The sequence below is a fragment of the Microbulbifer maximicatervae (SeqCode) genome (genome assembly GCF_052467385.1).
Genome location: NZ_CP174311.1, coordinates 3,308,497 through 3,331,683 on the forward strand (window position 1 = coordinate 3,308,497; position 23,187 = coordinate 3,331,683).

The 23,187-nt window shown below is 47.3% G+C and carries 24 protein-coding genes and 3 tRNA genes; 11 read left to right on the top strand and 16 right to left on the bottom strand.

Features of this window, described 5'->3' with window-relative positions; translation table 11 throughout:
• Positions 1-5: 5 nt before the first annotated feature.
• From ACJJIR_RS14025 to ccmA, 6 genes are all read right to left on the bottom strand, one after another.
• On the bottom strand, positions 6-1,997 hold the full coding sequence (locus tag ACJJIR_RS14025; RefSeq protein ID WP_444905821.1) for a heme lyase CcmF/NrfE family subunit: 1,992 nt from the start codon (positions 1,995-1,997) through the stop codon (positions 6-8).
• The gene (locus ACJJIR_RS14030; protein ID WP_413665106.1) at positions 1,994-2,443 is read right to left on the bottom strand and encodes a cytochrome c maturation protein CcmE; all 450 of its coding nucleotides are present in this window, start codon (positions 2,441-2,443) and stop codon (positions 1,994-1,996) included. Before ACJJIR_RS14030 ends, ACJJIR_RS14025 begins: the two co-directional genes overlap by 4 nt.
• 87 nt (positions 2,444-2,530) lie before the next feature.
• A complete protein-coding gene (ccmD, locus tag ACJJIR_RS14035) occupies positions 2,531-2,773 on the bottom strand; it encodes a heme exporter protein CcmD (protein ID WP_444905822.1) in 243 nt (80 codons plus the stop codon).
• Position 2,774: 1 nt separating this feature from the next.
• Positions 2,775-3,518 carry a heme ABC transporter permease gene (locus tag ACJJIR_RS14040; RefSeq protein ID WP_444905823.1) on the bottom strand — a complete coding sequence of 248 codons (744 nt, stop codon included), beginning with the start codon at positions 3,516-3,518 and terminating at the stop codon, positions 2,775-2,777.
• A gap of 14 nt (positions 3,519-3,532) precedes the next feature.
• Complete coding sequence (gene ccmB / locus ACJJIR_RS14045) at positions 3,533-4,246, bottom strand: heme exporter protein CcmB (RefSeq protein ID WP_444905824.1); 714 nt, start codon at positions 4,244-4,246, stop codon at positions 3,533-3,535.
• Positions 4,233-4,901, bottom strand: a complete 669-nt coding sequence (gene ccmA, locus ACJJIR_RS14050; protein WP_444905825.1) for a cytochrome c biogenesis heme-transporting ATPase CcmA — start codon at positions 4,899-4,901, stop codon at positions 4,233-4,235. The genes ccmB and ccmA overlap by 14 nt, the downstream gene beginning before the upstream one ends.
• A gap of 304 nt (positions 4,902-5,205) precedes the next feature.
• On the opposite strand from ccmA, the gene ACJJIR_RS14055 reads away from it, so the two are divergent.
• The gene (locus ACJJIR_RS14055; protein ID WP_413665103.1) at positions 5,206-5,898 is read left to right on the top strand and encodes a 2OG-Fe(II) oxygenase; all 693 of its coding nucleotides are present in this window, start codon (positions 5,206-5,208) and stop codon (positions 5,896-5,898) included.
• 339 nt (positions 5,899-6,237) lie between these two features.
• Here the strand turns inward: ACJJIR_RS14055 and ACJJIR_RS14060 are convergent, their stop codons facing one another.
• Complete coding sequence (locus ACJJIR_RS14060) at positions 6,238-6,417, bottom strand: PA3496 family putative envelope integrity protein (RefSeq protein WP_108735213.1); 180 nt, start codon at positions 6,415-6,417, stop codon at positions 6,238-6,240.
• A 410-nt stretch (positions 6,418-6,827) separates the two neighbouring features.
• Here ACJJIR_RS14060 and ACJJIR_RS14065 point away from each other — a divergent pair.
• Positions 6,828-6,903: transfer RNA gene (locus ACJJIR_RS14065), tRNA-Arg, on the top strand.
• A 301-nt stretch (positions 6,904-7,204) separates the two neighbouring features.
• Here ACJJIR_RS14065 and hdeA read toward each other — a convergent pair.
• The 3 genes from hdeA to ACJJIR_RS14080 all read right to left on the bottom strand — a co-directional run bounded on the left by hdeA (position 7,205) and on the right by ACJJIR_RS14080 (position 9,532).
• Complete coding sequence (gene hdeA / locus ACJJIR_RS14070) at positions 7,205-7,633, bottom strand: acid-activated periplasmic chaperone HdeA (RefSeq protein ID WP_282933522.1); 429 nt, start codon at positions 7,631-7,633, stop codon at positions 7,205-7,207.
• Between the two features lie 338 nt (positions 7,634-7,971).
• Complete coding sequence (locus ACJJIR_RS14075; RefSeq protein WP_444896640.1) at positions 7,972-8,652, bottom strand: hypothetical protein; 681 nt, start codon at positions 8,650-8,652, stop codon at positions 7,972-7,974.
• Between the two features lie 379 nt (positions 8,653-9,031).
• A complete protein-coding gene (locus ACJJIR_RS14080; protein WP_444896639.1) occupies positions 9,032-9,532 on the bottom strand; it encodes an HNH endonuclease family protein in 501 nt (166 codons plus the stop codon).
• Between the two features lie 263 nt (positions 9,533-9,795).
• Between ACJJIR_RS14080 and ACJJIR_RS14085 the strand changes: the two genes are divergently transcribed.
• The 8 genes from ACJJIR_RS14085 (at position 9,796) to ACJJIR_RS14120 (ending at position 15,085) form a co-directional block, all read left to right on the top strand.
• The gene (locus tag ACJJIR_RS14085; protein ID WP_444905826.1) at positions 9,796-10,494 is read left to right on the top strand and encodes a hypothetical protein; all 699 of its coding nucleotides are present in this window, start codon (positions 9,796-9,798) and stop codon (positions 10,492-10,494) included.
• 678 nt (positions 10,495-11,172) lie between these two features.
• On the top strand, positions 11,173-11,469 hold the full coding sequence (locus ACJJIR_RS14090; RefSeq protein ID WP_444905827.1) for a hypothetical protein: 297 nt from the start codon (positions 11,173-11,175) through the stop codon (positions 11,467-11,469).
• Between the two features lie 102 nt (positions 11,470-11,571).
• The gene (locus ACJJIR_RS14095; protein WP_444905828.1) at positions 11,572-12,051 is read left to right on the top strand and encodes a CPBP family intramembrane glutamic endopeptidase; all 480 of its coding nucleotides are present in this window, start codon (positions 11,572-11,574) and stop codon (positions 12,049-12,051) included.
• Positions 12,052-12,139: 88 nt separating this feature from the next.
• The gene (locus ACJJIR_RS14100) at positions 12,140-12,637 is read left to right on the top strand and encodes a T6SS immunity protein Tdi1 domain-containing protein (protein WP_444905829.1); all 498 of its coding nucleotides are present in this window, start codon (positions 12,140-12,142) and stop codon (positions 12,635-12,637) included.
• 73 nt (positions 12,638-12,710) lie between these two features.
• On the top strand, positions 12,711-13,328 hold the full coding sequence (locus tag ACJJIR_RS14105) for a LysE family translocator (protein ID WP_444905830.1): 618 nt from the start codon (positions 12,711-12,713) through the stop codon (positions 13,326-13,328).
• Between the two features lies 1 nt (position 13,329).
• Positions 13,330-13,638: a hypothetical protein gene (locus tag ACJJIR_RS14110; protein WP_444905831.1), complete on the top strand. Its 309-nt coding sequence runs from the start codon at positions 13,330-13,332 to the stop codon at positions 13,636-13,638.
• Between the two features lie 24 nt (positions 13,639-13,662).
• Positions 13,663-14,292 (top strand): HAD-IA family hydrolase, encoded by a 630-nt coding sequence (locus ACJJIR_RS14115; RefSeq protein ID WP_444905832.1) that lies wholly within the window; start codon positions 13,663-13,665, stop codon positions 14,290-14,292.
• Positions 14,293-14,569: 277 nt separating this feature from the next.
• Positions 14,570-15,085, top strand: coding sequence for a hypothetical protein (locus ACJJIR_RS14120; protein WP_444905833.1), 516 nt, complete (start codon positions 14,570-14,572; stop codon positions 15,083-15,085).
• A gap of 697 nt (positions 15,086-15,782) precedes the next feature.
• Here ACJJIR_RS14120 and ACJJIR_RS14125 read toward each other — a convergent pair.
• Positions 15,783-15,870: transfer RNA gene (locus tag ACJJIR_RS14125), tRNA-Ser, on the bottom strand.
• 885 nt (positions 15,871-16,755) lie between these two features.
• Positions 16,756-16,843, bottom strand: a tRNA-Ser gene (locus ACJJIR_RS14130).
• 889 nt (positions 16,844-17,732) lie between these two features.
• Here ACJJIR_RS14130 and ACJJIR_RS14135 point away from each other — a divergent pair.
• Positions 17,733-19,130: an adenylate/guanylate cyclase domain-containing protein gene (locus tag ACJJIR_RS14135; RefSeq protein WP_282933535.1), complete on the top strand. Its 1,398-nt coding sequence runs from the start codon at positions 17,733-17,735 to the stop codon at positions 19,128-19,130.
• 29 nt (positions 19,131-19,159) lie between these two features.
• Here ACJJIR_RS14135 and cyoD read toward each other — a convergent pair whose 3' ends face one another.
• The 4 genes from cyoD to ACJJIR_RS14155 are packed head-to-tail and all read right to left on the bottom strand — an operon-like array spanning position 19,160 to position 23,137.
• Positions 19,160-19,480, bottom strand: coding sequence for a cytochrome o ubiquinol oxidase subunit IV (gene cyoD, locus ACJJIR_RS14140; protein ID WP_413665090.1), 321 nt, complete (start codon positions 19,478-19,480; stop codon positions 19,160-19,162).
• On the bottom strand, positions 19,473-20,099 hold the full coding sequence (locus tag ACJJIR_RS14145) for a cytochrome c oxidase subunit 3 (protein ID WP_444894403.1): 627 nt from the start codon (positions 20,097-20,099) through the stop codon (positions 19,473-19,475). The genes cyoD and ACJJIR_RS14145 overlap by 8 nt, the downstream gene beginning before the upstream one ends.
• On the bottom strand, positions 20,100-22,175 hold the full coding sequence (locus ACJJIR_RS14150) for a cbb3-type cytochrome c oxidase subunit I (RefSeq protein WP_444905834.1): 2,076 nt from the start codon (positions 22,173-22,175) through the stop codon (positions 20,100-20,102).
• A complete protein-coding gene (locus tag ACJJIR_RS14155) occupies positions 22,172-23,137 on the bottom strand; it encodes a cytochrome c oxidase subunit II (RefSeq protein WP_444905835.1) in 966 nt (321 codons plus the stop codon). The genes ACJJIR_RS14150 and ACJJIR_RS14155 overlap by 4 nt, the downstream gene beginning before the upstream one ends.
• Positions 23,138-23,187: the final 50 nt, after the last annotated feature.

Here is a 23,187-nt window from a genome sequence, read left to right on the forward strand (position 1 = left end):
AACTATTACGCCGTAGCAACATTGCCTGTAACTTCTACATCTACAGGTTTAGCGGCCTTCGCTTTGCGATAGCGCTTATCCGCTACAGCAATAGCTCCACCAATCGCCATCAGAAGCGAGCCCAGCCAAATCCATACCACAAAGGCTTTGTACTGAAGTCGTACAGCCCAATCACCGCTTGGGTTAGACCTGTCCATCGGCTCACCGAGGGCCACATAAATATCGCGGAAGAGTCCGGTATCGATCGCCGCCTCTGTCATGGTGTTGCCACCAGACAGGTAATTGCGTTTCTGGGGATGCAGCTCTGCAACCGGCTTCCCGTCCTTGCTGACATGCAATACACCTTCAAAGGCTCGGTAATTAGGCCCCTGAACCATACGAACACCGTCAAATTTGAAGTCGTAACCGGAAACCTGGAAACTGTCCCCAGCACCCATACGCACATCTTCCTCAATGCTGTAAACGGTAGTCAGTACTACCCCCAACACCGAAACTGCCAGGCCGATATGTGCGATATGCATACCGTAGTAACTGGCTCTCTGACGCTTAAGGCCGGCAAAGAATGAGCTGGAGTTGCGGGTTTTAGCCACGATATCAGCGATGCTGGAAGCAAAGACCCAGATACCAATAAAGATTCCGAGCGCCGCTCCCCAGTGGAAATCTCCCAGGGCCAGGGTCCACAGCAACGCAACTACCAACGAAGCGACAAATGGCAAACGCCATGCGCTCAGCAGTTTGTCCCAGCGGCTGTCTTTCCAGTTGGCGCGCACGCCCATACCCACCAACAGGCAGAGAACAACCATCAGTGGCACGAAGAAAAGATTAAAGAAGGGCGGGCCCACACTCACCTTGCCCCAGTTCATGGCGTCGGCCAGAAGCGGGTAAAGAGTACCGGTCAAAACCATGCCCATAATCAGCATCAACAGGATGTTATTGCCAAGCAGGAAGGTTTCCAAAGAGCGGAAAGAGAAAACACTGCGGGCGCTGACTGTCGGTGCGCGCAGGGCGAACAACAGCAGCGAAGTGCCGACAATTACAGCCAGGAAGCCCAGAATAAAGCTGCCTCGCAGTGGGTCAGTAGCAAATGCATGTACCGAGGTAATCACCCCTGAGCGCACCAGGAAGGTGCCGAGCAGGCTGAGACTGAAAGCGAAAATCGCCAGCAGGATAGTCCAGCTCTTAAACAGCCCACGCTTCTCAGTTACCGCCAAGGAGTGCATCAAGGCAGTCCCCACCAACCAAGGCATCAGGGATGCATTCTCAACCGGGTCCCAGAACCACCAGCCACCCCAGCCCAGCTCGTAATAAGCCCACCAGCTACCCAGGGCAATACCCAAGGTCAGGAAGCCCCAAGCCACAGCCGTCCAGGGTCTTGCCCAACGGGCCCACACCGCATCCAACTGGCCACCGAGCAGTGCCGCAATGGCAAAAGCAAAGGCAACCGAGAAACCCACATACCCCATATAAAGCAAGGGCGGATGGAAAATCATACCCGGGTCCTGCAACAGCGGGTTCAGGTCAGAACCTTCCATCGGTGGGAATGGCAGGGTGCGATCAAATGGGTTGGAGGTAAGCAGAATAAACAGGAAAAACCCGATCAGTACAAAACCGAGTACGGATAAAACCCGCGCGGAAAGCTCTGGGGGCAGCTGCTTACCAAACAGCGCTACTGCCGCAGCCCAACCAGCCTGAATCAAAAGCCACAACAGGATGGAGCCCTCATGCCCACCCCATACAGCGGTAACTTTATAATAAACCGGCAAGATACTGTTGGAGTTCTGTGCTACGTAATTAACCGTGAAATCACTTTGCACAAAAGAAGTGGTCAGGCAGGCAAAAGCGATCAGAACGAACGCAAAAATACCCAGAGCCAGCGGACGCCCCGCATCCATCCACACAGGGCGCGATGAATAGCTACCGGCCATCGGCACTGTTGCGAGAGCAACCGAAAGCAGCAAGCCGACAATTAACGCAAAATGGCCCAGCTCAGGGATCATATTTTCGCTCCATCGGAACAACCTTCATGGGAAACCATGGTGTCGGCTACTTCAGGTGGCGTATAAGTTTCATCGTGCTTGGCCAGAACCTGGTCCGCACGCAGAACACCGCTCGGCATCAACTGGCCGGTAATCACTGCCGCTTCGCCTTCGGCAAATAGATCCGGCAGGATTTTGTCAAAGACTACGGAGAGTTGAGCCTCGCCATCGGTAATCACAAACTGGACTTCCAGGCTATCAGTAGCTCGCTGCACACTGCCCGGGACAACACAGCCTCCCGCGCGAATCCGCTTTTCCATCGGGACTTCACCCGCTGCAAAGGCCTTGGGGGCATAGAAATAATCGATATTGCCGCGCATCGCATAGGCTACAAAACCTACTGCTGCACTGGACAATACCACCAGGACAAGTACGAGTATCAGGCGTTGCTTGCGTACAGGGTGCATTGTCTAAGTCCTACTCCATAACTATTTAATTCTGTTGCGCTGATAGGTTCTCCATCGCCCTATCCGCTGGGACCCGGCAAATTGAAATTAAGCCGGTTCCTCTGCTATTTCTTTCTTTGTGGTTACTGTGCGCTCACTCACTGCCTGGCGGCGGCGCTGGGCAATTTTCTGCTGTCGCACCAGCTCTGCCTTCAGGCCGCGGCGGGCAATGTAAGGGTAGAGAGCCATCCCCGCGAGACTCAGAAAAGTCACCGCGTAGGACACCCACACAAATACACCGTGGCCGTCCATCGTTAGGAAATCAGCCAGGTTGGTAAATTGAAACTCCACTTTATCGACCTCCCGCCAGTTCTTCCTGTACCCACTTGGTGCGCATCTCGCGCTTGAGCAGCAGAGTGCGGGTGTGAGTCAGCAGGGTCCAGGCATATATACAGTAGAAACCGATAATCATGGTCAGCAGCGGGTAGAACATGCTCGGATCAATACTGCTGGATTCGGTCAGGCGAATGGTCGCGGGCTGGTGCAAGGTAAACCACCAGTCTACGGACTTGTAAATAATCGGGATATTCACGGTGCCCACCAGGGCCAGCAACGCAGAAGCTTTGTCGGCGACTTGCTCCCGGTTCACTGCGTGGGTAAGTGCCATAACGCCGACATAGAGAAACAGGAGTATCAGCATTGAAGTAATGCGGGCATCCCATACCCAGTAAGCACCCCAGGTAGGTTTACCCCACACAGCACCGGTAAATAGCGAGACAAAGGTCAATACCGCACCGATCGGCGCGGCAGCGCGCATCACGGCAAAGGAGAGCTTCATCTTCCAGATCAAGCCGATAGCACCGCTGATCGCCATAATGTAGTAACCGGCCAGCGCCAGGAAGGCGGCGGGTACATGGATAAAGATAATGCGGTAACTATTGCCCTGCTTGGCATCTTCTGGGGCAAAACCCAGGCCCCAAACACTGCCTACAGCGAGCAATACAACACTAGCCAGCGCCAGCCATGGCAGCCAGGCTTCAGTTTTTTGATAGAACCAGCGGGGCGAACCCAGGCGGTGAAACCATTGCCAAGCCAAGAAAGACCTCCAAATCAATTATCCAGGCTAATACGTATTGCACCCGCAGCAGCGAGTGGCGCCAGTGCCGCAGCAGCCGCTAGGAGTGCTGCCAATATCGCCAGTTGGGCGCTGTAGGCATAGCCATCAATTGCCGCCTGTACTGCGCCGGTGCCGAAGATTAGCACGGGCACATACAGCGGCATAACAATTAGTGCCAAGAGCAAACCGGGGCGGCGCAAGGCAACAGTGAGTGCTGCACCAATGGCCCCGATCAAACTCAAACTTGCAGTTCCCAGCAATAGGGAAACCAGCAAACAAACATAACCATCCACGGGCAGATTCAGCATTAAGGCGAGCAGCGGCGACAGCAATGCCAGCGGCAAGCCTGTGGCAATCCAGTGCACCAGGGATTTTGCAAGAACCGCAAAATAAAGCGGTTGTGGTAACAGGGTGAGCTGCTCCAGGGTGCCATCTTCGAAATCACCTTTAAAAAGGCTTTCCTGGGATAGCATGGTGGACAGTAGGGCCATTACCCAGATCATGCCCGGAGCCATCTTTGCCAGAAGTTCGGGCTCAGGTCCTACCCCTAACGGCAAAAGTGCTAAAACCGTCACAAAAAATAATAAGGGGTTGGCAATATCTGCTCGTTTTCTCAACGCCAAGAGCATTTCAATCCGGAACAGCGCCATAAAACCGGGGCCACTGCGCACTTCGCTCACCGGCGTTTGGACATCAAGTGTCGACATGCTCTCCCCCAAAATCCTCAAAAGGCTCAGAGACTGAATAGTCAGACAAATTAACCTCGCTGAGTCCGGCTAATGACAGAGGTTGGTGTGAGGTCAGCAGAATTGAACCGCCGCTATACAGATGGACCGCCATTTGCTCTTCCAATGCAGCAACACCCACAACGTCGAGGGCGGTCAGTGGCTCATCGAGTATCCACAATCGAGGGGAATCAGGTAGAAATAATCGCGCTAGGGCAACCCGGCGATTCTGGCCGGCGGAAAGGGAGTGACACAAGCTGTCCTCAAAGCCGGTCAGATCGACTTTATCGAGGGCATTGAGCGCATCCTCATGGTCAGCACCATACCAGGTGAGGTTTTCCAGCGGAGTCAGGCCACTGCGCACTCCGCCCCTGTGCCCGATATATAGTAAGGATTCACGCATCGCCGAGAGCGATTGCGGGTAGGCGGTATCACACCAAAGGATCTCCCCAGTGAAATCACTACTACTGCCAATCAAAGTGCGCAGCAAGGTCGTTTTGCCCGCGCCATTACTGCCTTTGATTTGAATTGCAGCGCCGGCTTGAAGAGAAAACTGAAGGCCCTCAAACAAGCGCCGACCATCCCTTTCGCAGGCGAGATCTCTCACTTGCAGCACAACTTGGGACTTAGGGGTCACAGACATTCCAGGATAAAACCGCTCTGACAAATCTGAACGGCATTATACCGGCACCAGCGCTAATTGCATTGTCTCAGCGAGCAACATTTTAGCAACCCTTGATCTTTCGCAAGAATGCCCACTGATTCACACTGAAAAGCGCTATTTAAATTGGCACTGAATTATAGTTTTGGTATTTTCACACCGTCGTGAGATTCAGTACCTGTTTCTCGCTGTACCCTCAAGGAAGTGGGTAATCTCAGAAGTCGACATAAAGCTGGACCCCCAAAAGGGCCAATTCTTCTGCTCGTAAGGATGCGTGTCTATGAACAATCTCGCCACCCATATCGATCCCTGGCTCGACGCTACTACTTTAATTGGCCAGGAAAGCCAGATTCACCAACAGCCATTTCCTTTCTTCGTTGCCAAGAACTTGCTGGCCGAGAACCTGATGGCATCCTTTATCAAAGACTTCCCAAAGCTTAAAGGGGCCGGCTACCTTCCCTACGATAGAAGCAGTTGTGGCACCACAATAAATGAACTGATTGAACAGTTTAGGGCTCCGGAATTTGCAGATGCCATTGGCAACAACCTGGGTATTGAGAATCTTTCTCAATACCCAACCTATGTTTCCATTAGCCGTACACTCAAGAAACGCCACGGCCGCATCCATACCGACGGACAGTCAAAAATTGCTACCGCCCTGCTCTACCTGAACCCGGAGTGGTCCTTGGACGGCACAGGCTGCCTGCGTTTCTTAAAAAGCGGCGATAACTTTGAAGATACCGCAGCCCCAGAGGTAAAACCTTCGTACGGTACCCTGGCCGCATTTAAGCGAGCCGATAACTCATTCCACGGACACTTGCCTTTCGAAGGTAAAAGATTGGTTATCCAGGTAGCCTGGTTAGTCAGCGATGCTGACAAAAACAGAAAGGCCAAGCGCGGCAAGTTAGCTTCAAAACTCAAGCGTCTGCTGGGTTGGTTTGGAGGCAACTCTGCAGCCACACAAAATATGTAGCTACAGCCAACTCAATACCTACGATAGAGCCCGCATCCCTTACGGGCTCTGTACATACATACCTTCTTCCCTATCTCCATAGCACCCATTGCAAAAATAATAAACCTAACAACTTTAATTAGTGGAAAATACAATACAGGGAAACAGAGCCTAACGATTTAAAAGCACAGAGAAGAGCCAGGGGAAAATAGAGGTGACTTGGGCAGAAAAGGCAAATTTTCAATAAAATCAATTAACTACGCAGAGTACAGTTTAAGCAATCCTATTTTTAGATTACTTTTATTTATTATCTGCACCCTGCATAGCTGGCTGTAGCCGTTAAAGTTTCAGCATATTTCGTTAGTCGAAGTCATAGTCCATTAATTCACGCCTTAAACGCTTTTCCTCCAATTTGTCTTCTACCATTCGACGTGCGTCGCGTGGTGGCTGAGAGGTAGCTTCCTTCAGCACTTCAGTTGCAATTTGTGGAATACCCACATTATCAAAATCTAGGCGTCTTTCGTTAACGTGGCCGCTCATACGAAACTCCATAATCTTGATTAGAGAAAGCAGAAATATCCTTATCGCACCAAGGGTGCAATTGCAGGTTATCCAGCTCAATCAATCGTGGTCAAGCAATAATTTATCAAGTGGAAATGCGGCTTTTACGTCAAAACTTTCCAGCTGATCCCCGAACAAAGCTATCCGCAAAAACCGCCATTTCGAAGTCAAAGTAGCGAAGAAAAAAGACAGATTTATGAAGGTTTTTCGAAAATTTTAAGAAAAGGGAACGACGGGAATAGCAGTAACCGAGTGGCGCCAATGTTACCCTCAGTGACACAGCAACTTGGTACGATTTGATGGAAGGTGAGTTAATGGTGAAAAGCATGACATGACACAGGGCTTTCCACAGGCTAGAATAGCGCCGCTCTTCAGCAGTGCTGACACCCGCCCCCGTCGGTTAACAGGATAAACCACGGACCTCCTAAGTCCGGACTGGTGGTTCGAGTCCACCCGGGGGCGCCATACATATCAAGGCAAATTAGCAAACGACTGCCTTTGACGAATGCATAAACAACGCCAGGAATAACCCAGCCAACAGCACCCCACCCCAGAAGAGCCTGGTAGAACGGCTAATTGTTCTCCCCCGCCTGGCTTCGTTTCTTACAGTCTTTCCCATATCACAAATCCATTTGCCTACATTTCGTCCATTCACCATAAATACTAACCGAAACCATTTCGCTGGTGAATCTCCATCTCAGGATAGACAAAGCCCGGCACAAGCCGGGCCCAGAACAATAGCAATGCAAGTATTGACGAACAGCGCCTACTGGTTAGTCCCGTTTGTGCCACTGCCACCATTACTATTGTTCATCTGAGTGCCATCCTGCATTTTTTTCTGCATCTTCATCATCTGCTTTTCAGCTTTGTCCTTCTTGTGGTGCATCCCCACCTTGTGCCACTCATCTTTGAACTTAGCCCAGAAAGATTCTTTTGGCGCTTTGGTGCAGGCGGTAATCACCATCGGCGTCACTTTTTCTGTGCCTTCAATATCCAGCATATCCCCCTCTTCCGTGCCTTTCTTGGCGTAGGCGGCAGCCCAATAAACTGCTTTAGGTTTAAACTCATCGTCGATAGCCAGGAAATCCGCACAGGTCCAGTCTTTCGCCGGCTTCTTGGGATGGTTATCCGCGAAGGCAGCAGAAGCAGCAAGACTGGCAATTACCAAAGGAAGAATGAACTGCTTACTTTTCACAATTAGATCTCCAAAATATCCAGGGTTATCACCCCGTGAATCAATTGCAGGTAATGTGCAATCCGCTCGCTACCCACGGGCCGGGGAGGACTGGCCGGCAAGTCACTAAAATGACTGCGACAAACAGCGAGGCAAGGAATAGCCCCGGATTCACCAGCCTTACGACAGCGGAAACGCAAGCCAAGACACTAAATCAACGAATGCTTGGCCCATTGAAAGGATAGACGCATTTTTCATTTTTTGGGGAAAATCAAAAACACTTTCTTACCCACTTGCATACAAACTTTATTGTCCAGACGCATTCCATGTGAAGAAGCAGGCTTTACCTATATACACCTTTAGCTATTAGCGCTCGGAATAGAGTTTGCTGCCTCCCATTTTTGACTGTGCCTACCCAGCCTTAGCAAAGAGAAACCTAACCAAATAAACCAGACTATTTGGGAAATTCCGAATATTTCTGTAAAGATATCGTCCGGATAGATAGTCGCAATTCCCGCCACTCCCACTAGCACACCGATAAAGTTTAATGGCCGGGAAAAAAGACCAGCTTGCAATGCAGCAATACTAATTAACAAAACCCAAAGTCCACCCACCAACTCATTGCCACCACCAAGACTTTCAACCATCAAGTATATTATTCCCCAGGTATCGAAAGCCTTCTGAACACTGACCTCCATAAGCCCCAAAGCATAGGCGAGCCCTATATTTGCGATCATACCGCTCGCTATGACAAGGCCCACCCAGACTGCTCCAAACAAGGATGCCAATACAGCAATCTCCCTCCTCTTACTTTTTAGCTTTTCATATAAGTTAACTACCACACAGCCCAGTAATATCGCAAAGACCAAGTACATTAGGGTATAGGCAATATTAAAAATCAGTTGATTTTCTGCCAAGAACGTCATTTTTTCTATGGGGCTCCCATCCGATGGAAAAGACCAAAAAGTACCAAAGAATACAAACGCACTAATATAAATTAACCCCATGCCAAACGCCGAGATACCAGCAACTCTATCCATAGCTCTCCCCTATCATCTTTTAACTCAATTCAATGCCCGTAAATATCACTTTAATTATGTAACCCAAGGAAGCCAAATTCGTAACACCCCACCCTATCTAAGCGGCAAGTAATCGCAGAAATGAATATTCAGCAAGAGAAGAAAGTAACAGTGCTTTAACCGAAGTGTACATTAATGCCATTTCTGACTAGCGCTCATACCAGGACCTGTTGGTTAGGTGGATAGCTAAATATCACTATTGCCAATTAACCCGAAGGAGATAACAGGATGGGGAACAAGGAGTAAAGGATCTAAATAATCCGGAGATCAGCGATTTCCATCAGGAGCCGATTTCCTTAAAAATCAGCTGCATGTCAGCTCTAACGGTAGAGTGTCGTATTCAGTCGCCAAGCCGATACTTACGGGCCACAACCTCAAACTGACGAATATAAATGGCTTGGGCTGGCTTATAGGGCGGCAGCCACTGATCGGGCCCTTTATCTCCCTTACTGCGATTGTGGCCATCATCAACCAGCCACAAATTTGCAGGGTCTTCTGCAAAAGCTTCGCGCTGCTCCCGGCTCCAGCTAGCACCACCGTACTTATGAGCCCAAGATAGCGGTACTATATGCTCCACATCCAGATCCGAAGCTTTTTCAAAAAACTGTCCCGTATAGGGGTCCATCCACAGGCCTGTAACCACTGTACAGCTCTTCTCATTGCTGAAGGCGACAGGAGCCAAAGAGAGACGGATCAATAGCTCCTGGCGAGTATTCTGGCAATCACCATCGACATCAGACCACCGTGGCAACCACTCACTGCGATCATAAGATTGAGGGGTTACTTCATAACACCCGCTGAGGGTCAGCATGGACACTATTAATAAAGACTTGAGTCGCATAAAGCTAAACTGCGGCTAATTACTGCTGGGGGAGCATTTTGATTATAGCTTTGAGCTCCGTCAAGAAGCCAATCCACTTTGACATGAGCACAAATCGGTACAAGTGTGCTGTATCCACCCACTCCAACGAATGAATATCATTAAGCTAATATACGACTGAAAAAATTTAGATGGTTAAGAAATCGGTATGTAGTAACAATAGCTATCCCCTATACTACTTAAAGGTCGAGAACCATTACAGCAAGGATATAAGAGGCAGAATAATGAAGTTATCTTTAGCACTAATTTTCATCACACTTCTTTCTGCCAACGCTTCATCTCAAGTCAACATCCCTGGCACCACACTCCAAGAACGGATATTTGAACTAAATCCCCCAGTAATAGATTCACCCACGATGTCCTTTTCGGAGATTAGACAGAATATATTAAAACTCAATCAGTTTATTGGTGGATACCCACCCAGTTTTACAAATGATAAAGAAAGAGAGTTGATCTATCGAAAATGGCTTGTATTAGTTTCCGAAGCAGAAGCTTTTTACACAGTACATAATGGCTCAGAAGAGTCGCTTTACCTGCTATCAGAACTTTACCGACAGGGCCACAACATGGATGTAGAGGGTAGCGCGGAAAAAGCATTCAATAACCTAAGTGCGTGTCTTCACACTTTTAAAAAGTCCGTGATGTGCAACTTTTCAGCATCCTATTTCTACCTGTCAATTGACCCCGCATACTTAGACAAAGCAGAGCTAAGCTTATCCATACTAAAAGAACATTTTAGTCCCAATCTTAACAGTGAGGTCGAATCTGGTTATGTATTCTTGCATATCTATCGCCAAGACATCCCCAAAGCAAAACAGCAAATCGACTTCTTTATCCAAAAATTCCCCAACTCTAGCAGAGTCGCAATGTTTGAAAACATAAAACAAAATTTAGGCGATACCATAGAGTGGAAACAACATTAACCAATGCCCTTTTATAACTCAGGAGCAGCACAGCGCTTCACATTAAACGGCTCAATAACTAAATCGCCGGACACTACCTATACGTCACTTTCCGAGCGATGTCTTACCCTCTAGGTTACTTAACAACATTAAGCTATAGAAAGGAGGACGTAGCCCCTTCATTGTACAAGTGTACAGGCATTCAACCACATATAGCACCTCAACTACTTCGGTTAGCAGTTATTAACCTAGCGGCTACAGTCATGGCCTAACTTCTATCAAATACAAAATACTTACCTGAGGCGAATACACTTGTTTTAACAACTCTAAACATCCCATACAGAATGTCATTGAACGAATCTACAAGAAAATACAATGACCCGTCTGGTAAGATCAAAACCGCTTAGGTAAAAGTAAGGAAAAACTGATCGAATTCACTATAATCGAATAGCTCAGTAAAAAATCCAAGGAACATTAATTCGAGAGACAGTTAATAGGCTATTCCTCCCACATTTAGAAAATATGATTCAGAAAATGTAAATTTTACCTTACCTCAATAACAGTACTCTGCAGGGCAACCTTCAAAACCTTACGCCTCTTGTAATCCCCACTCATTAACAGTACAAAAAATATCCTATTTCGCACATAGACATACTACAGATTAGCCATTTTCAAGATAACACGGAGTTAACGATCTAGATGAAAGAATCGCTGAGTTCGATCAAAATTATCGTTGTTTTTTTAATTCTCACAGCGAGCCTCTACCCTATCGGATACTGGCTAATTTTTCACATGGAAAGCGCAGTACCCTTAATGCTTTCTGTTGGGCTTGCCACGGTCACAACATGCTTGATATTCAAGAAGAGCCTGGGCTCCTTAGGATGGTCTTGGGGAAGCTGGAAATATCAGTGGTTAAGCTATTTGGTACCCTTGGGCTATGTAGCAGCTGCCTACCTCATTATGTGGATCTTAGGTTTCGGGGAGTGGTATAACTAAGAATACGTTACGGCACTAAGAGAAGGGTATAAAGTAGATGGCTGGAGTGATACCAGTGTAATCCTCTTTAGATTCTTAATTACTGCGAGTATCAGCTTTATATTGATACTGCCTGGAGTTTTAGGAGAGGAGATTGGATGGCGTGGATTGCTTGTACCTGAGCTCTCAAAGCTTATGTCCTTCTCAGGGATCGCACTAACCTCTGGGTTTATATGGGCCGCCTGGCATTGGCCCATGATGGTAGCAGGTGTCTACGGGAATGAAACAGCCCCTCTCAGCTATCAGTTGTTTTTCTTTACGCTAGGCTTAATGTCAATGTCAGTCATCATGACTTACGTAAGATTAAAGACTAACAGTGTTTGGCCTGCCGTTATTTTCCACATGAGCCACAATGCATTTATTCAAAAATTCTTCAATCCATTGACCCTACAAAGCACAGATTCAGGTTGGTATCTCAATGAATTTGGTATGGTTTTACCTGTAGTTATTTTTTGTATCAGCATTTATTTCTGGAGAAAGGGCCAACAAGAGTTCGGCTCCGCTCAATCTGCAAGCGAACTGCTGTCTCCACAAAAATCTTGACGTAGCGCCATGGATGTGTGACAGAGGCTTGGATTAAGAACAATCATGAGTTTTGGGCAATTTTACCGCAGGCATATAGAAATACATTATGGATAATGAAGTAGATATTTTTGCTCCAGTTACTGATCTAGGAAAAAGAGATGCCCTTGAATGCTGGAGATGGCTAGTTGGCAAAAAGGCCTCCATGTGTCTTCTGACCTCCATGGGGGATTTATTCTTCAAAAGGAAGGAAGGCCTACTGAACAAGGAACGTGTCTATTTCCTAGATACTGGCACAGGAGAAATGGAACTTGCCGCTAAATCCTGGAATGCATTCCGAGAGATGATGGCAGCAATGAAAGATATTCCGGGCCACTGGTTTAAATATAGATTATTACTTGAGTTAGTGGAGCAACCATTAACTCAAGGTTGTTGCTATTCACCAATCCAACCACCGATAATGGGCGGGGAGTACATTACAGAAAATTATCAATCTATATCTTGGGAAGTCCATCTAGATCTGTTAGGACAGATACATGAGCAACTCAGCGGCCTTCCCCCAGGAACACCAATAGCTAGTGTAAGCTTAAAAATTGAAGAAGATTGAGAGGCCACCATTCAAAAGGGTTATCCCTAAATCCAGTATTTAAATCTATAATTTCATGTCAGGACTTGTCCTTATGATAAGCATTGAGTTTTTGATTACCTCTTTTATCGTTGTGTTGATACCGGGAACGGGAGTTCTATATACAGTTGCTGCGGGGCTATTCATGGGTAAAAGAGCAAGTATTTCTGCAGCGTTAGGTTGTACGCTAGGCATCATCCCCTCTATCCTTGCTTGCATCATGGGGCTGTCCGTAATTATTCATACCAGTGCATTAGCATTCCAGTTTGTAAAATATGCAGGGGTCGCGTACTTATTGTACTTAGCTTGGTCAATGCTTAAATCTAGCAACTCCCTGACTCTAGAAGAAAATCAAAAGAAACAGAGTTTAACCTCAATTGCTTTTAAGGGATTCATGATTAATATCCTGAACCCAAAGCTAACCATCTTCTTCCTGGCATTCTTACCCCAGTTTATTCCCTCTCAAATACAGAACCCCGTAGATAGTATGCTGATTCTTGGACTTGCCTTCATGGCTATAACCTTTCTGGTTTTCATTGTTTATGGCTTACTAGCAACAGTCATTCGAAATTATGTTATTCACTCAGAAAAAATTAGCATTATCATCCAACGAGTCTTTGCTGGCAGCTTCGCAGCTTTAGGACTCAAACTCGCCTTTACGAGCAGAGATTAACATGTCTTTAACTTGGGTTGTTATTGGTTCATTTCTCCAACTATCATTTTCCAGTTTTCTTTTTATGATGGCTGTATTTGCTGTAGGCGGCATTAATAATAGAAGAAACTTATCAAAGATCTCATCATTCATACTTGCGGCCTCCCTGTATTTCTTACCCTCATTAAGCGTACTTGCTACCGGCATTGTTATATACCAATACAACCTCGGAGGGGACGCCTCCTCTTATTGGTGGCACTTCATGCCTGTTGCGGCGGCGGCCTTATATATGATTTATATAAACGCACTATGGAAAAATAGCGCAACATGAAAAAAATCAATACGAGCTTCGTCCGTGAGTAAATGCCTACTTTTTGATAACGACGGCACCTTAGTCGATAGCGAACATCTCTCCAGTATTGGCTTAGCTATGATGTTCGAAAATTACGGAGTAAAACTAGATGCCGATGAATTGGTCATAAAATTCAGAGGTTGGAAACTGGCAAGCATTCTATCCCTATTAGAAGAAGAGAATAATATCAAACTGAAAAGCAATTTTGTTGCAGCTTATCGCGATATAGTCACAAAACTCTTTACCAGAGAGTTAAAACCTGTTGAAGGTGTAGCAGACGCTCTTGAGGCACTTGATGGTGAGAAAGCGGTAGTATCTAGCGGCCCCCTGCAAAAAATCAAGCATGCATTAGATATATGTGGGCTATCTAAGTATTTCGGAAATAATTTATTCAGTTCATATGAAGTAGGCATATGGAAGCCTGATCCAGGCATATACCTACATGCCGCAAAAAGTATGGGCTACCACCCTGAGAACTGCTCCGTTATAGATGATGGGCCAGTGGGAGTTCAGGCTGGTATAGAAGCAGGCATGAAAACTTACTTTTTTAATCGTCTTAACGAGGAATCTAAAACCGTTGGCGTAGTCTCCTTTCAAGTGATGAGAGAGTTACCAAAACTAATAGGTAACTAATCCCCCAAGAACACTATACCTTTAGTTTATTAACATCATTCATTCAAGCTCATGCTACAACCGGTCATCATGGGCGGCAGAGAAAAGATGGTTCCCGACAAGCAATATCTATTTGGCTCTTTGCCCATGGGAGGTACAATTTAGCCATTAACAGTAGTGCAAAATATAGACAGAAAACCTATCATTCCATGTCGAATAGGATGTCGGTTTCACACGACACCTTCAGCACTAACACTTGCACCCACCCTCACAAAACCTACATCTGGCTACAGCAAGAATGTTCTCAAAGTTATTTAAAAAGAGTAAACCACGAGTCTATCTGGATAAAATGATTGTCGTCTCACAGAATGAATTTAGCAAGATTGGTGCTTGGGGGGCTTTTAAGGGCGAAGATTTAGAGGCGGGCATTCGGCATAGGCTGGTAGAAATTTTCTCCTTACCACATATATCGAGTCGAATAGAACCTAAATCCAATGATTTAGCACTAGAGGTTGTAGTCTTAAAAGTAAGAGGGGGTGAGTTTGACACCGCATGCTTTGGAGAATTTGGTGCAATGCCTGTATTCTGGCGGCCAAAGATTGAAGTCGCAGCTCGACTCTATTACGCCGACTCCAAAAAAACACACTCCTCTTATAGGGCTCGAGAGAAAATGCCATGGAGAGAATATTTTTCAGGAGTATTCAGCCTAAGAGGGGTGCTCAGATATAGGCCTGTTTTTGGAGCAAAAGAGCTAGAACCTATTCTCTATAGAGCATGTGAAAAGCTGCTTGCCAGTATGGTGAAGTCAGTATGAAATGCTGTAAATTTAGGCAATCCGCTACTACTTACGGACTTATTTTTTCCTGCGATAGAGATATCACAGCCTAAGTCAGGATATTAAAGTAACCAGGAGTTTTGAGAGTTATTGAGAGGGTGATTTTTAGGTATAGCCAGATTTGCAGATAAGCTACTAGACTGAAGGGGCTTATCAACCCCATACCCTTTCAAACTTAATAATAATATTAAAAGACCCACTTGAACTGGCCTTGAAGTAACGATTGGGCACGGCTTGTGAAGGGTACTGCACTAAATCGTATACTTAACAATAACCTTAACTTTCTGGTGATTGTAATGCTCAAAATCAAAGAAGCCGCCGCTTTTATCCTAGTCGCGTCCCTGATGGGGTGCTCCTCAGATACTCCAGAGGATCCCAAGCCCACCACACCGGTCGGTTCAGACAAGGATGCCCACGGGTGTATAAACTCAGCCGGCTACCTTTGGTGTAGTAAAACTAAAGAATGCGAACGACCATGGGAACTTGCAGAGAAGGCTGGCTTTGCTAACACTCCCAGCAATTTTGATGAGTATTGCGGTAATAAATAGGGTCTCTGCCTAGCAGCCTCCTCCGTCTATAGGAGAAAGCAGTGACAGCTAAGGACTTTGATACTCAAGACTAAAGAACAAAAGCTTCAGAAATAAAAAAGCCCGGCATAAGCCGGGCTTTTAGAAGATGGCGGTGAGGGAGGGATTCGAACCCTCGATGCCTTGCGACATACACACTTTCCAGGCGTGCTCCTTCGACCACTCGGACACCTCACCAAATTGTCACCCTCTGCGAGGGCATTCCGCCTTAAAGCGGCCTCTCTTTCCAGCAAAACCCTTAAGTAAATCAATAGGATAGCTGTTATATCGTCAAGAGAGTGCGCACTTTACCCAAATGTCGAAGAAAATTCCAGTGGAATCTGGGGTGAATGTGTACTTACCTTTTTCTTAGTGCTCATGCTCAGCTACTAGCGGCTTCCCTGGGGGGCTACATAAACCATTGGAGGGCACCCTAAGTATCTCCTACACCACCGCCAAACTGCCAACTTTGTTTGGAAAAAGCTTTGCGCCCGTCCCTGTTAGGGTTTGTTTATTGCGTTATAGCTGATTGATACCAGCAGTGTAACTCTCACTTATATGACCGACGGCACAAACTTCCAACAAGCCACTCTAAGTGAAAGAAAAAATAGGAAGCAGAGAAGGTTGTTGAATAAGAAGTTTTTACTTAGTAGGTACAAATTTTTTTTAGATAATTTACCTCAATAAGAGCCAAAATATAAATGTGTATGAGTTTAACCCTAAAAAAGTAGACGGTGGGGCTGCAGGAAAAAAGCAAGGAGAAGAGCCAATTTGCAGTTAAAATTCTCTCAAAACCAACTTAGCCCACAAAATTTTGGCGGCAGGGAAAATAGCAACAAAAATGAGGATCTATATAAAACTACTACAGCAGAATGAGTAAAGAGGCCTTTTTGCCCCCCTTAAATCGAACAGCTCATCAATTATAAACGCAGTAATATTTGGCAAACCCTTCTAAGATGAGATCCCCCCTTAGCAAAGCCCAAAAATCTCTGGGCTGACGAGTAGAATCGCCAAAAAAGACATAGAGAAACCAATTGAAAGGCAGAATCAAAAAAGCCCGGCATAAGCCGGGCTTTTAGAAGATGGCGGTGAGGGAGGGATTCGAACCCTCGATGCCTTGCGACATACACACTTTCCAGGCGTGCTCCTTCGACCACTCGGACACCTCACCAAATTGTCACCCTTCGCGAGGGCTCTCCGCGTTGTAGCGGTCTCTCTCTTCAGCGAAATCTTCAAGGAAATCAGGAAGATAGCTGCTGTGTCGTCGAGAGAGCGCGCACTTTACCCAAATGTTCCTTGTTGTGCAAGTACTAATGCGAAAAAAGTCTCTCTGGCTGTTAAAACAGGGCATCATGAGGGAACTCAGACTATCCGCTACAAGTCACCACGGCTATTTGCCCCTTCAAATGAGCCCCTCAGCTATCGCAGGTTTGGTGGCTAGACTCTGTGAGTCGATTGATCCAGGCTCTATATTAATCCGACCAGCATTAGTTTTCCGGCCTGCTCTGCCCCTCCAGCTCTCCAATACAAGGGCTGTACAACTTATGTAACCCCTTGACTCAAAGGTGAATATAAGCCCGGCTTTATCTGAGGCCGATACCCACCCCCTTAAAGCAGCTATAGGAAAACTTGTCTTTTGCTGACGCCCCCCCTTTTCTCTTCACCTGGTACAAGTCACCCGGATTCCTGAGCTCAGATTGATCTAGGTTAATAATGCCGGAAAGCACCCTGTCATACTCCCTGGCCTGCTGTAGAGTCAGTGGTCGCTATCTATATAAACCTTGATACGTAAAGCCCTAAGGTACCTTCCCTGCCTAAACTGCAAATCTGCCATGAAAATTGGGAGGTTCTGAGGCTGGAGGTGCGGTAATATCACTGGCAACAACAACGAGAAAAATATCACTTGCATGCACAGTTTTTTCGCATTCTGTTCCTCGGAAGAGTAAACTGCGCTGCTGGAGTCACGGCGTGGCTATACGGTGGATGGGGAAATCGGAGCCACCCTATCGCCAACGCGCAAGGTGTTCACTTTCTGCTCAAACGGACAAAGAACAACACAAATGCAGGACCAGCTTGAGGAGAGCACGGGGCGGAATGTTAACCCTCGCTACTCCACCTATTTTCGCACCCTGATTTTATTTGCCGCTGCCGGTACCCTGGCAAACGCGGTGAATTGGGATGCGCCATGGCAATCAGACAAGCTGGTTATTACCGGATCTGCTCTTTTTATCATTGCTTATACCGCTCTCGCCCAATTTATCCTCTACAAAACTGGCGATAAAAAAGCACTGAAAACCCGCCGCTGCCTCTCTTTCCTGGATACAGTACTGATCGGCATCACCATATCCCTGGCAGACTTCAGCATGCTGCCCTCGCTGCTGCTGGTTACCATGGTCCAGCTGAATGCCCTCACTGGGGGCGGCGGTGGTCGCGCTTGGTTTGAGCACAATACCGGCTTATTGGTTGGGGTCGTTATCGGGTACCTGATGCACGAGCCATCTCTGCTAGTGAGCGCTGACCTCACTATCAGCACCGTGAGCCTGATCTGTATTCTGGCCTATTTATGCGCCTATGCATTCTTTACCCACCGCCAGATTGGCCAGCTTAAGGAAGCCAATCACTCCCTGATGGTTGAGCAACGCGTTAGCAAGGTTCGCTCCTACAAGCTTTCCAAATATCTGCCACAAAAGCTGTGGCGCTCTGTCACTACCGGGGATGAAGAAGCTCTGGTGACCCAGCGAAAGCTCCTGACCGTTTTCTTTTCTGACATCAAAGACTTCAGCCAGCTCACCGAGGAGTTAGAGGCAGAGACCTTTACCCAGCTGCTCAATAATTACCTCTCTGAAATGGCACGCATCGCTGGGCAATACGGCGGCACTATCGATAAGTTTATCGGCGATGCGGTAATGGTTGTTTTTGGGGACGATGAGAGTAAAGGACCAAAGTCAGACGCTCTGCGCTGCGTAGCTATGGCCCTGGCGATGCGTAAACGCGTACGTGAAATGAAGCAGGAATGGTATAACAAAGGTATCTCGCGCCCCCTGCAGGTTCGTATGGGTATTAATACCGGCTACTGTACTGTCGGCATTTTTGGTACCGCCAACTACCAGTCTTACACGGTGATGGGTACCCACGTTAACCTCGCCTCTCGATTGGAAGGCGCCGCCCAGCCGGGAGAAATCCTGATTAGCCACGAGACCTGGGCCATGATCAAACACACAGTAATGTGCCGGGACAAAGGGCATATCACCGTAAAAGGTATTAGTACTCCGGTGAAGGTTTACCAGGTTACTGATCTGCGTAAGAACCTGGGCGGCCAACAGAGTTACCTGGAGGAGCATGCCCCCGGATTCTCAATGCATTTAGACCTGGATAAAATCCGAAATTACGATAAGGAAAAGGTCTTACAGTCCCTGCAAAAAGCAGCATCCAACCTGAAGAGCAAAGTCATTATCTAGTTTTATAAAAGGTGTGTAGGCTCAAATTTCTACATAGTGGTATGCATACGCACCGCCAGATTCCCCATAATCCAGACTGTACCCATCACAATAATCAAAAGAATTAAGCTAGAGAAAAGAATTAACGCCAGGTTATCCCTACGGTCCCGCTGGGTTGTTACGTTTAAGAAATATTTTAATTGCACTACCAGTTGCGCAACCCCTAGTAATGCAACGAGAATCAAGACACTTTTATTCTCCCTACCGATCGTCAGCACTGCGGCAAAAGCCGCTAGAGTGAGCACAATAGACAGGATATAACCTGTGATATACAGCCGCAGGTGTTGTGCAAAAGTCGGTTCTTTAGCCATAGACCCAGCCACCGAAATAAACCACGGAAAAAATTCCGATCCAAATCAAATCGAGGAAATGCCAGAACAATGCCAGGCGCAGAAAGCGCAGCTTTACGACATCCCCCAATCCCATAGTGAAAACCTGAACGATCAAAACGATCATCCACAGACAGCCGAAAGTGACATGGAGACCGTGCAAGGGCACTAAGCCAAAAAATGCTGACAGGTAACCACTGCGCTGTGGCACCCCTCCCTTCTCGGCCATCCCGGCAAAGTCGTACAGTTCCAATGCCAGGAAACCCATGCCCAGCAACAGGGTTATCACCACCCAAAATAGAAAGGCAGCGCGACTGCGTTCATGCTTAACAATAACTGTCGCAATACCCGCAGTGAGGCTGCTGGTTAGAAGAAGCATCGTTTGGGCGAACAAGCTGCCGAAATCAAAAAGCTCTTTCGGGCCCGGCCCTCCGGCGGTAGCGCCCACCATGGTGATATAAATCGCAAATACCACCCCAAAGAAAATTAGGTCGCTCATCATGAAGACCCAGAAGCCAAAGATCACCATATCGGGATCTCTGTGGATGGCTTCGTGGGGATTGATGCTGCCCGGGCTTTTCGGTGAAGAGACGGGATTCATTTAGATCTCCAGCTTCGCAAGGCCGACATTTCGCGGGGAATCTTCCAGGTCCCGGCTCACTGCCTCGCTCGTCTCGACCAAGGCCAACCAAGCTTCCGTATCCTTCTCTAACTGACTGGCAGGAATAATATATTCCGTTTCTCTGCGGAAGGTGGCCGCGATAACTGCAACCAAAATGGTTAATGCGGAGATCAGTGCAAGCCACCAGATGTACCAAACCAGGGCAAACATCAAAATTCCACTGACAACGCACAAAATAAATCCGAGAGGATTATTTTTAGGAAGCTCTATGTCTCGATAGACTTTAGGCCGCTTATAGGCTTCACCGTGCTCCTTAGCCTCAGTAAATGCATCCCGATCAGTAACCTTGGGTATTTCAACAAAGTTATAAGCCGGTACTGGAGCGGGAGAGTTCCACTCCAGGGACCGTCCATCCCAAGGATCACCCACAGGAACCTGGGTTTTCTTTCGGTCCCTGATACTTACGATAAATTGAATAACCAGCGAAATTAAGGCCGCCAGAACAATCATTGCGCCGATAAAAGCAACGATCATGTACGGCTTGAATGTGAGATCGGCATAGCTGAATGATCGTCTTGGCATCCCCAATAAGCCGGCGCCATAGAGAGGGAAGAATGTCACCATAAATCCTGCAAACCAGAGATAGGCTGAGCGTTTGCCCCACTTATCATTAAGGCGAAAACCAAATGCTTTGGGGAACCAGTAGTTGTACCCCGCCAAAATTCCAAACAGCACGCCGGGAATCAGAACATTGTGGAAATGCGCCACCAAGAACAGTGTATTGTGCACTTGGAAATCGACAGTAGGGTTAGCCAGGATAACCCCAGATAGACCACCTATCACAAACAGGATTAAAAAGCCGATGGCATAAACCATTGGAGTGGTAAAACGTATTCGACCTCGATACATGGTCGCCATCCAGTCGTAAACTTTCACCCCGGTCGGCACCGCGATCAGCATAGTCGCTATACCAAAGGCAATATTGATCGTCGGACTCTGCCCCATGGTAAAAAAGTGATGTAACCACACCGTAAAGGACAGGATCGCAATACACATGGTGGCAATCACCAGGGATTTATATCCGTACAGGGTTTTTGCCGAATAGGTGGAAAAGACCTCGGAAAAAATACCATAGGCTGGCAGCACCAACAGATAGACCTCAGGGTGACCAAAGAGCCAAAACAAATTGGCATAGTTCATCATATTTCCACCAAGGTCATTGGTGAAGAAGTGGAAATCCAGATAGCGATCCAAGCCCAACATTAGTGCGGCAACGCTGAGAGGCGGCATTGCGAAAATCATTAGAATGGACGCGCAGAGTACGGTCCAACAAAACAGTGGCATACGGAATAGATGCATTCCTGGACCACGGCATTTATACACGGTGACGGTGAAATTAATTCCTGTTAATGTCGTCCCCGCCCCAGAAAATACGATCGCCCATATCCAGTAGTCAGGCCCAACCCCAGGACTAAAATCCGCCCCCGTATAAGGCGGATAAGCCGACCAACCCCCTGTAGAAAACTGCCCCACCACCAGAGAGACCATCAACAAAATACCGGAGGAAACTGTCACCGCCAGGCTGATTTGATTCAGTACCGGGAAGGCCACATCACGGGCACCAATTTGCAGCGGCATAGCGAAATTAATAAGGCCCACCAAAAACGGAACTGCCACAAAAAACACCATTATGGTGCCGTGCGTACTGAACAACTGGGCAAAGTGATCTGCATAGAGGAAGCCTTCCGGTGCGGCGGCTTGCTGGGCACGCATTACCATTCCCTCCAGCAACCCTCGAACCAACATCACGATCGCAAAAGCGATATACATAATGCCGATTCTTTTGTGATCAGTGCTGGTCAACCAATCCCGCCAGAGTGTTCCCCAAACTTTAAACCAGGTCAATAAAAACAGGATTCCCACTGTTGCCAGTATTACTATCGAGCCCGCCACACTGGCGACTGCCTCACTGACAGATGGCCGCTCAAGAAATCCGCTAAACACCAGAGAATCCCAATTGAGCTTACCCAGCCAACCGTAATCCAAATTGTTCATGGCTGCGCTCCCTCGACATCATCCTCGCCCCGGCCGAATTTTCGGGTGCCGGGCTGCTCTTCGATACTCAGCGGTTTGCCGGAGTGGTAACGCATTACTATTTCGTGGAAAAGATCTGTACTTGGCAGGTTAAAATACAGCGTATTTTCCGGCATCTGGCTATTTCCCAAGGTCTTGTATGCTTGTTTTTTGGTATTTCGTTGTGCCAGCCGGTTATAATTTTCAGCGTTTAGGACAACCCCTCCAGCTCGCACACCTTGGACCCAAGTCTCGAAGGATTCATCATTCACCACTCGGACGACAAATTTTTGATCAGCAAAACCATCGCCGGTATATTGGGTGTTCTCTCCCTCCGTCTCTCCCGTCTTGGATGCAATAAAATTAAGCTTTGTGGTCATTCCCGGCATCACATAAATCTGCCCTGCCAGTGCAGAAATAAAAAACGACTGCATTACAGTATCACTGGTCAATATCATTGAGACTGGAGTGTGTACGGGCACAACCAATTCACCGACTGTTGCAATATCCAGCTCCGGATAGATAAACAACCATTTCCAGTCGAGCCCCACTACCTGCACTTTTACCGGGGGAACAACACCCTGGATTTCCTTGTAGGGATCGAGCCGTGCCGTTGCACGCCAGAGCATCACTGACAACACAATAATGACCAGAAATGGCACACCCCACATAATCACTTCCAGCGGGCCATAAGTTTCCCATTTTGGCGCGTAAAATCCTCGACCTTTTTTCCTCCGGTATTTGAACAGGATCACTGGGACCAAAATAAATACCGGGAGAACGGCGACCATGGTAAGTGCTATTGCCCAAAAGAAGTGTACTTTCTGCTCTTCCGCCACTGGACCCAGTGGCATCAGAAAGGTTTCAGAAGCAATGGCTGAATAAGGGATTAATATGACTGAGAGAAAAACTGGCAGGAAAAATAGTGTTCGCAGAGTGTGCATATCAACACACCGCCACCATCTTAAATACGCTCGCAAAAAAACCACAGGGG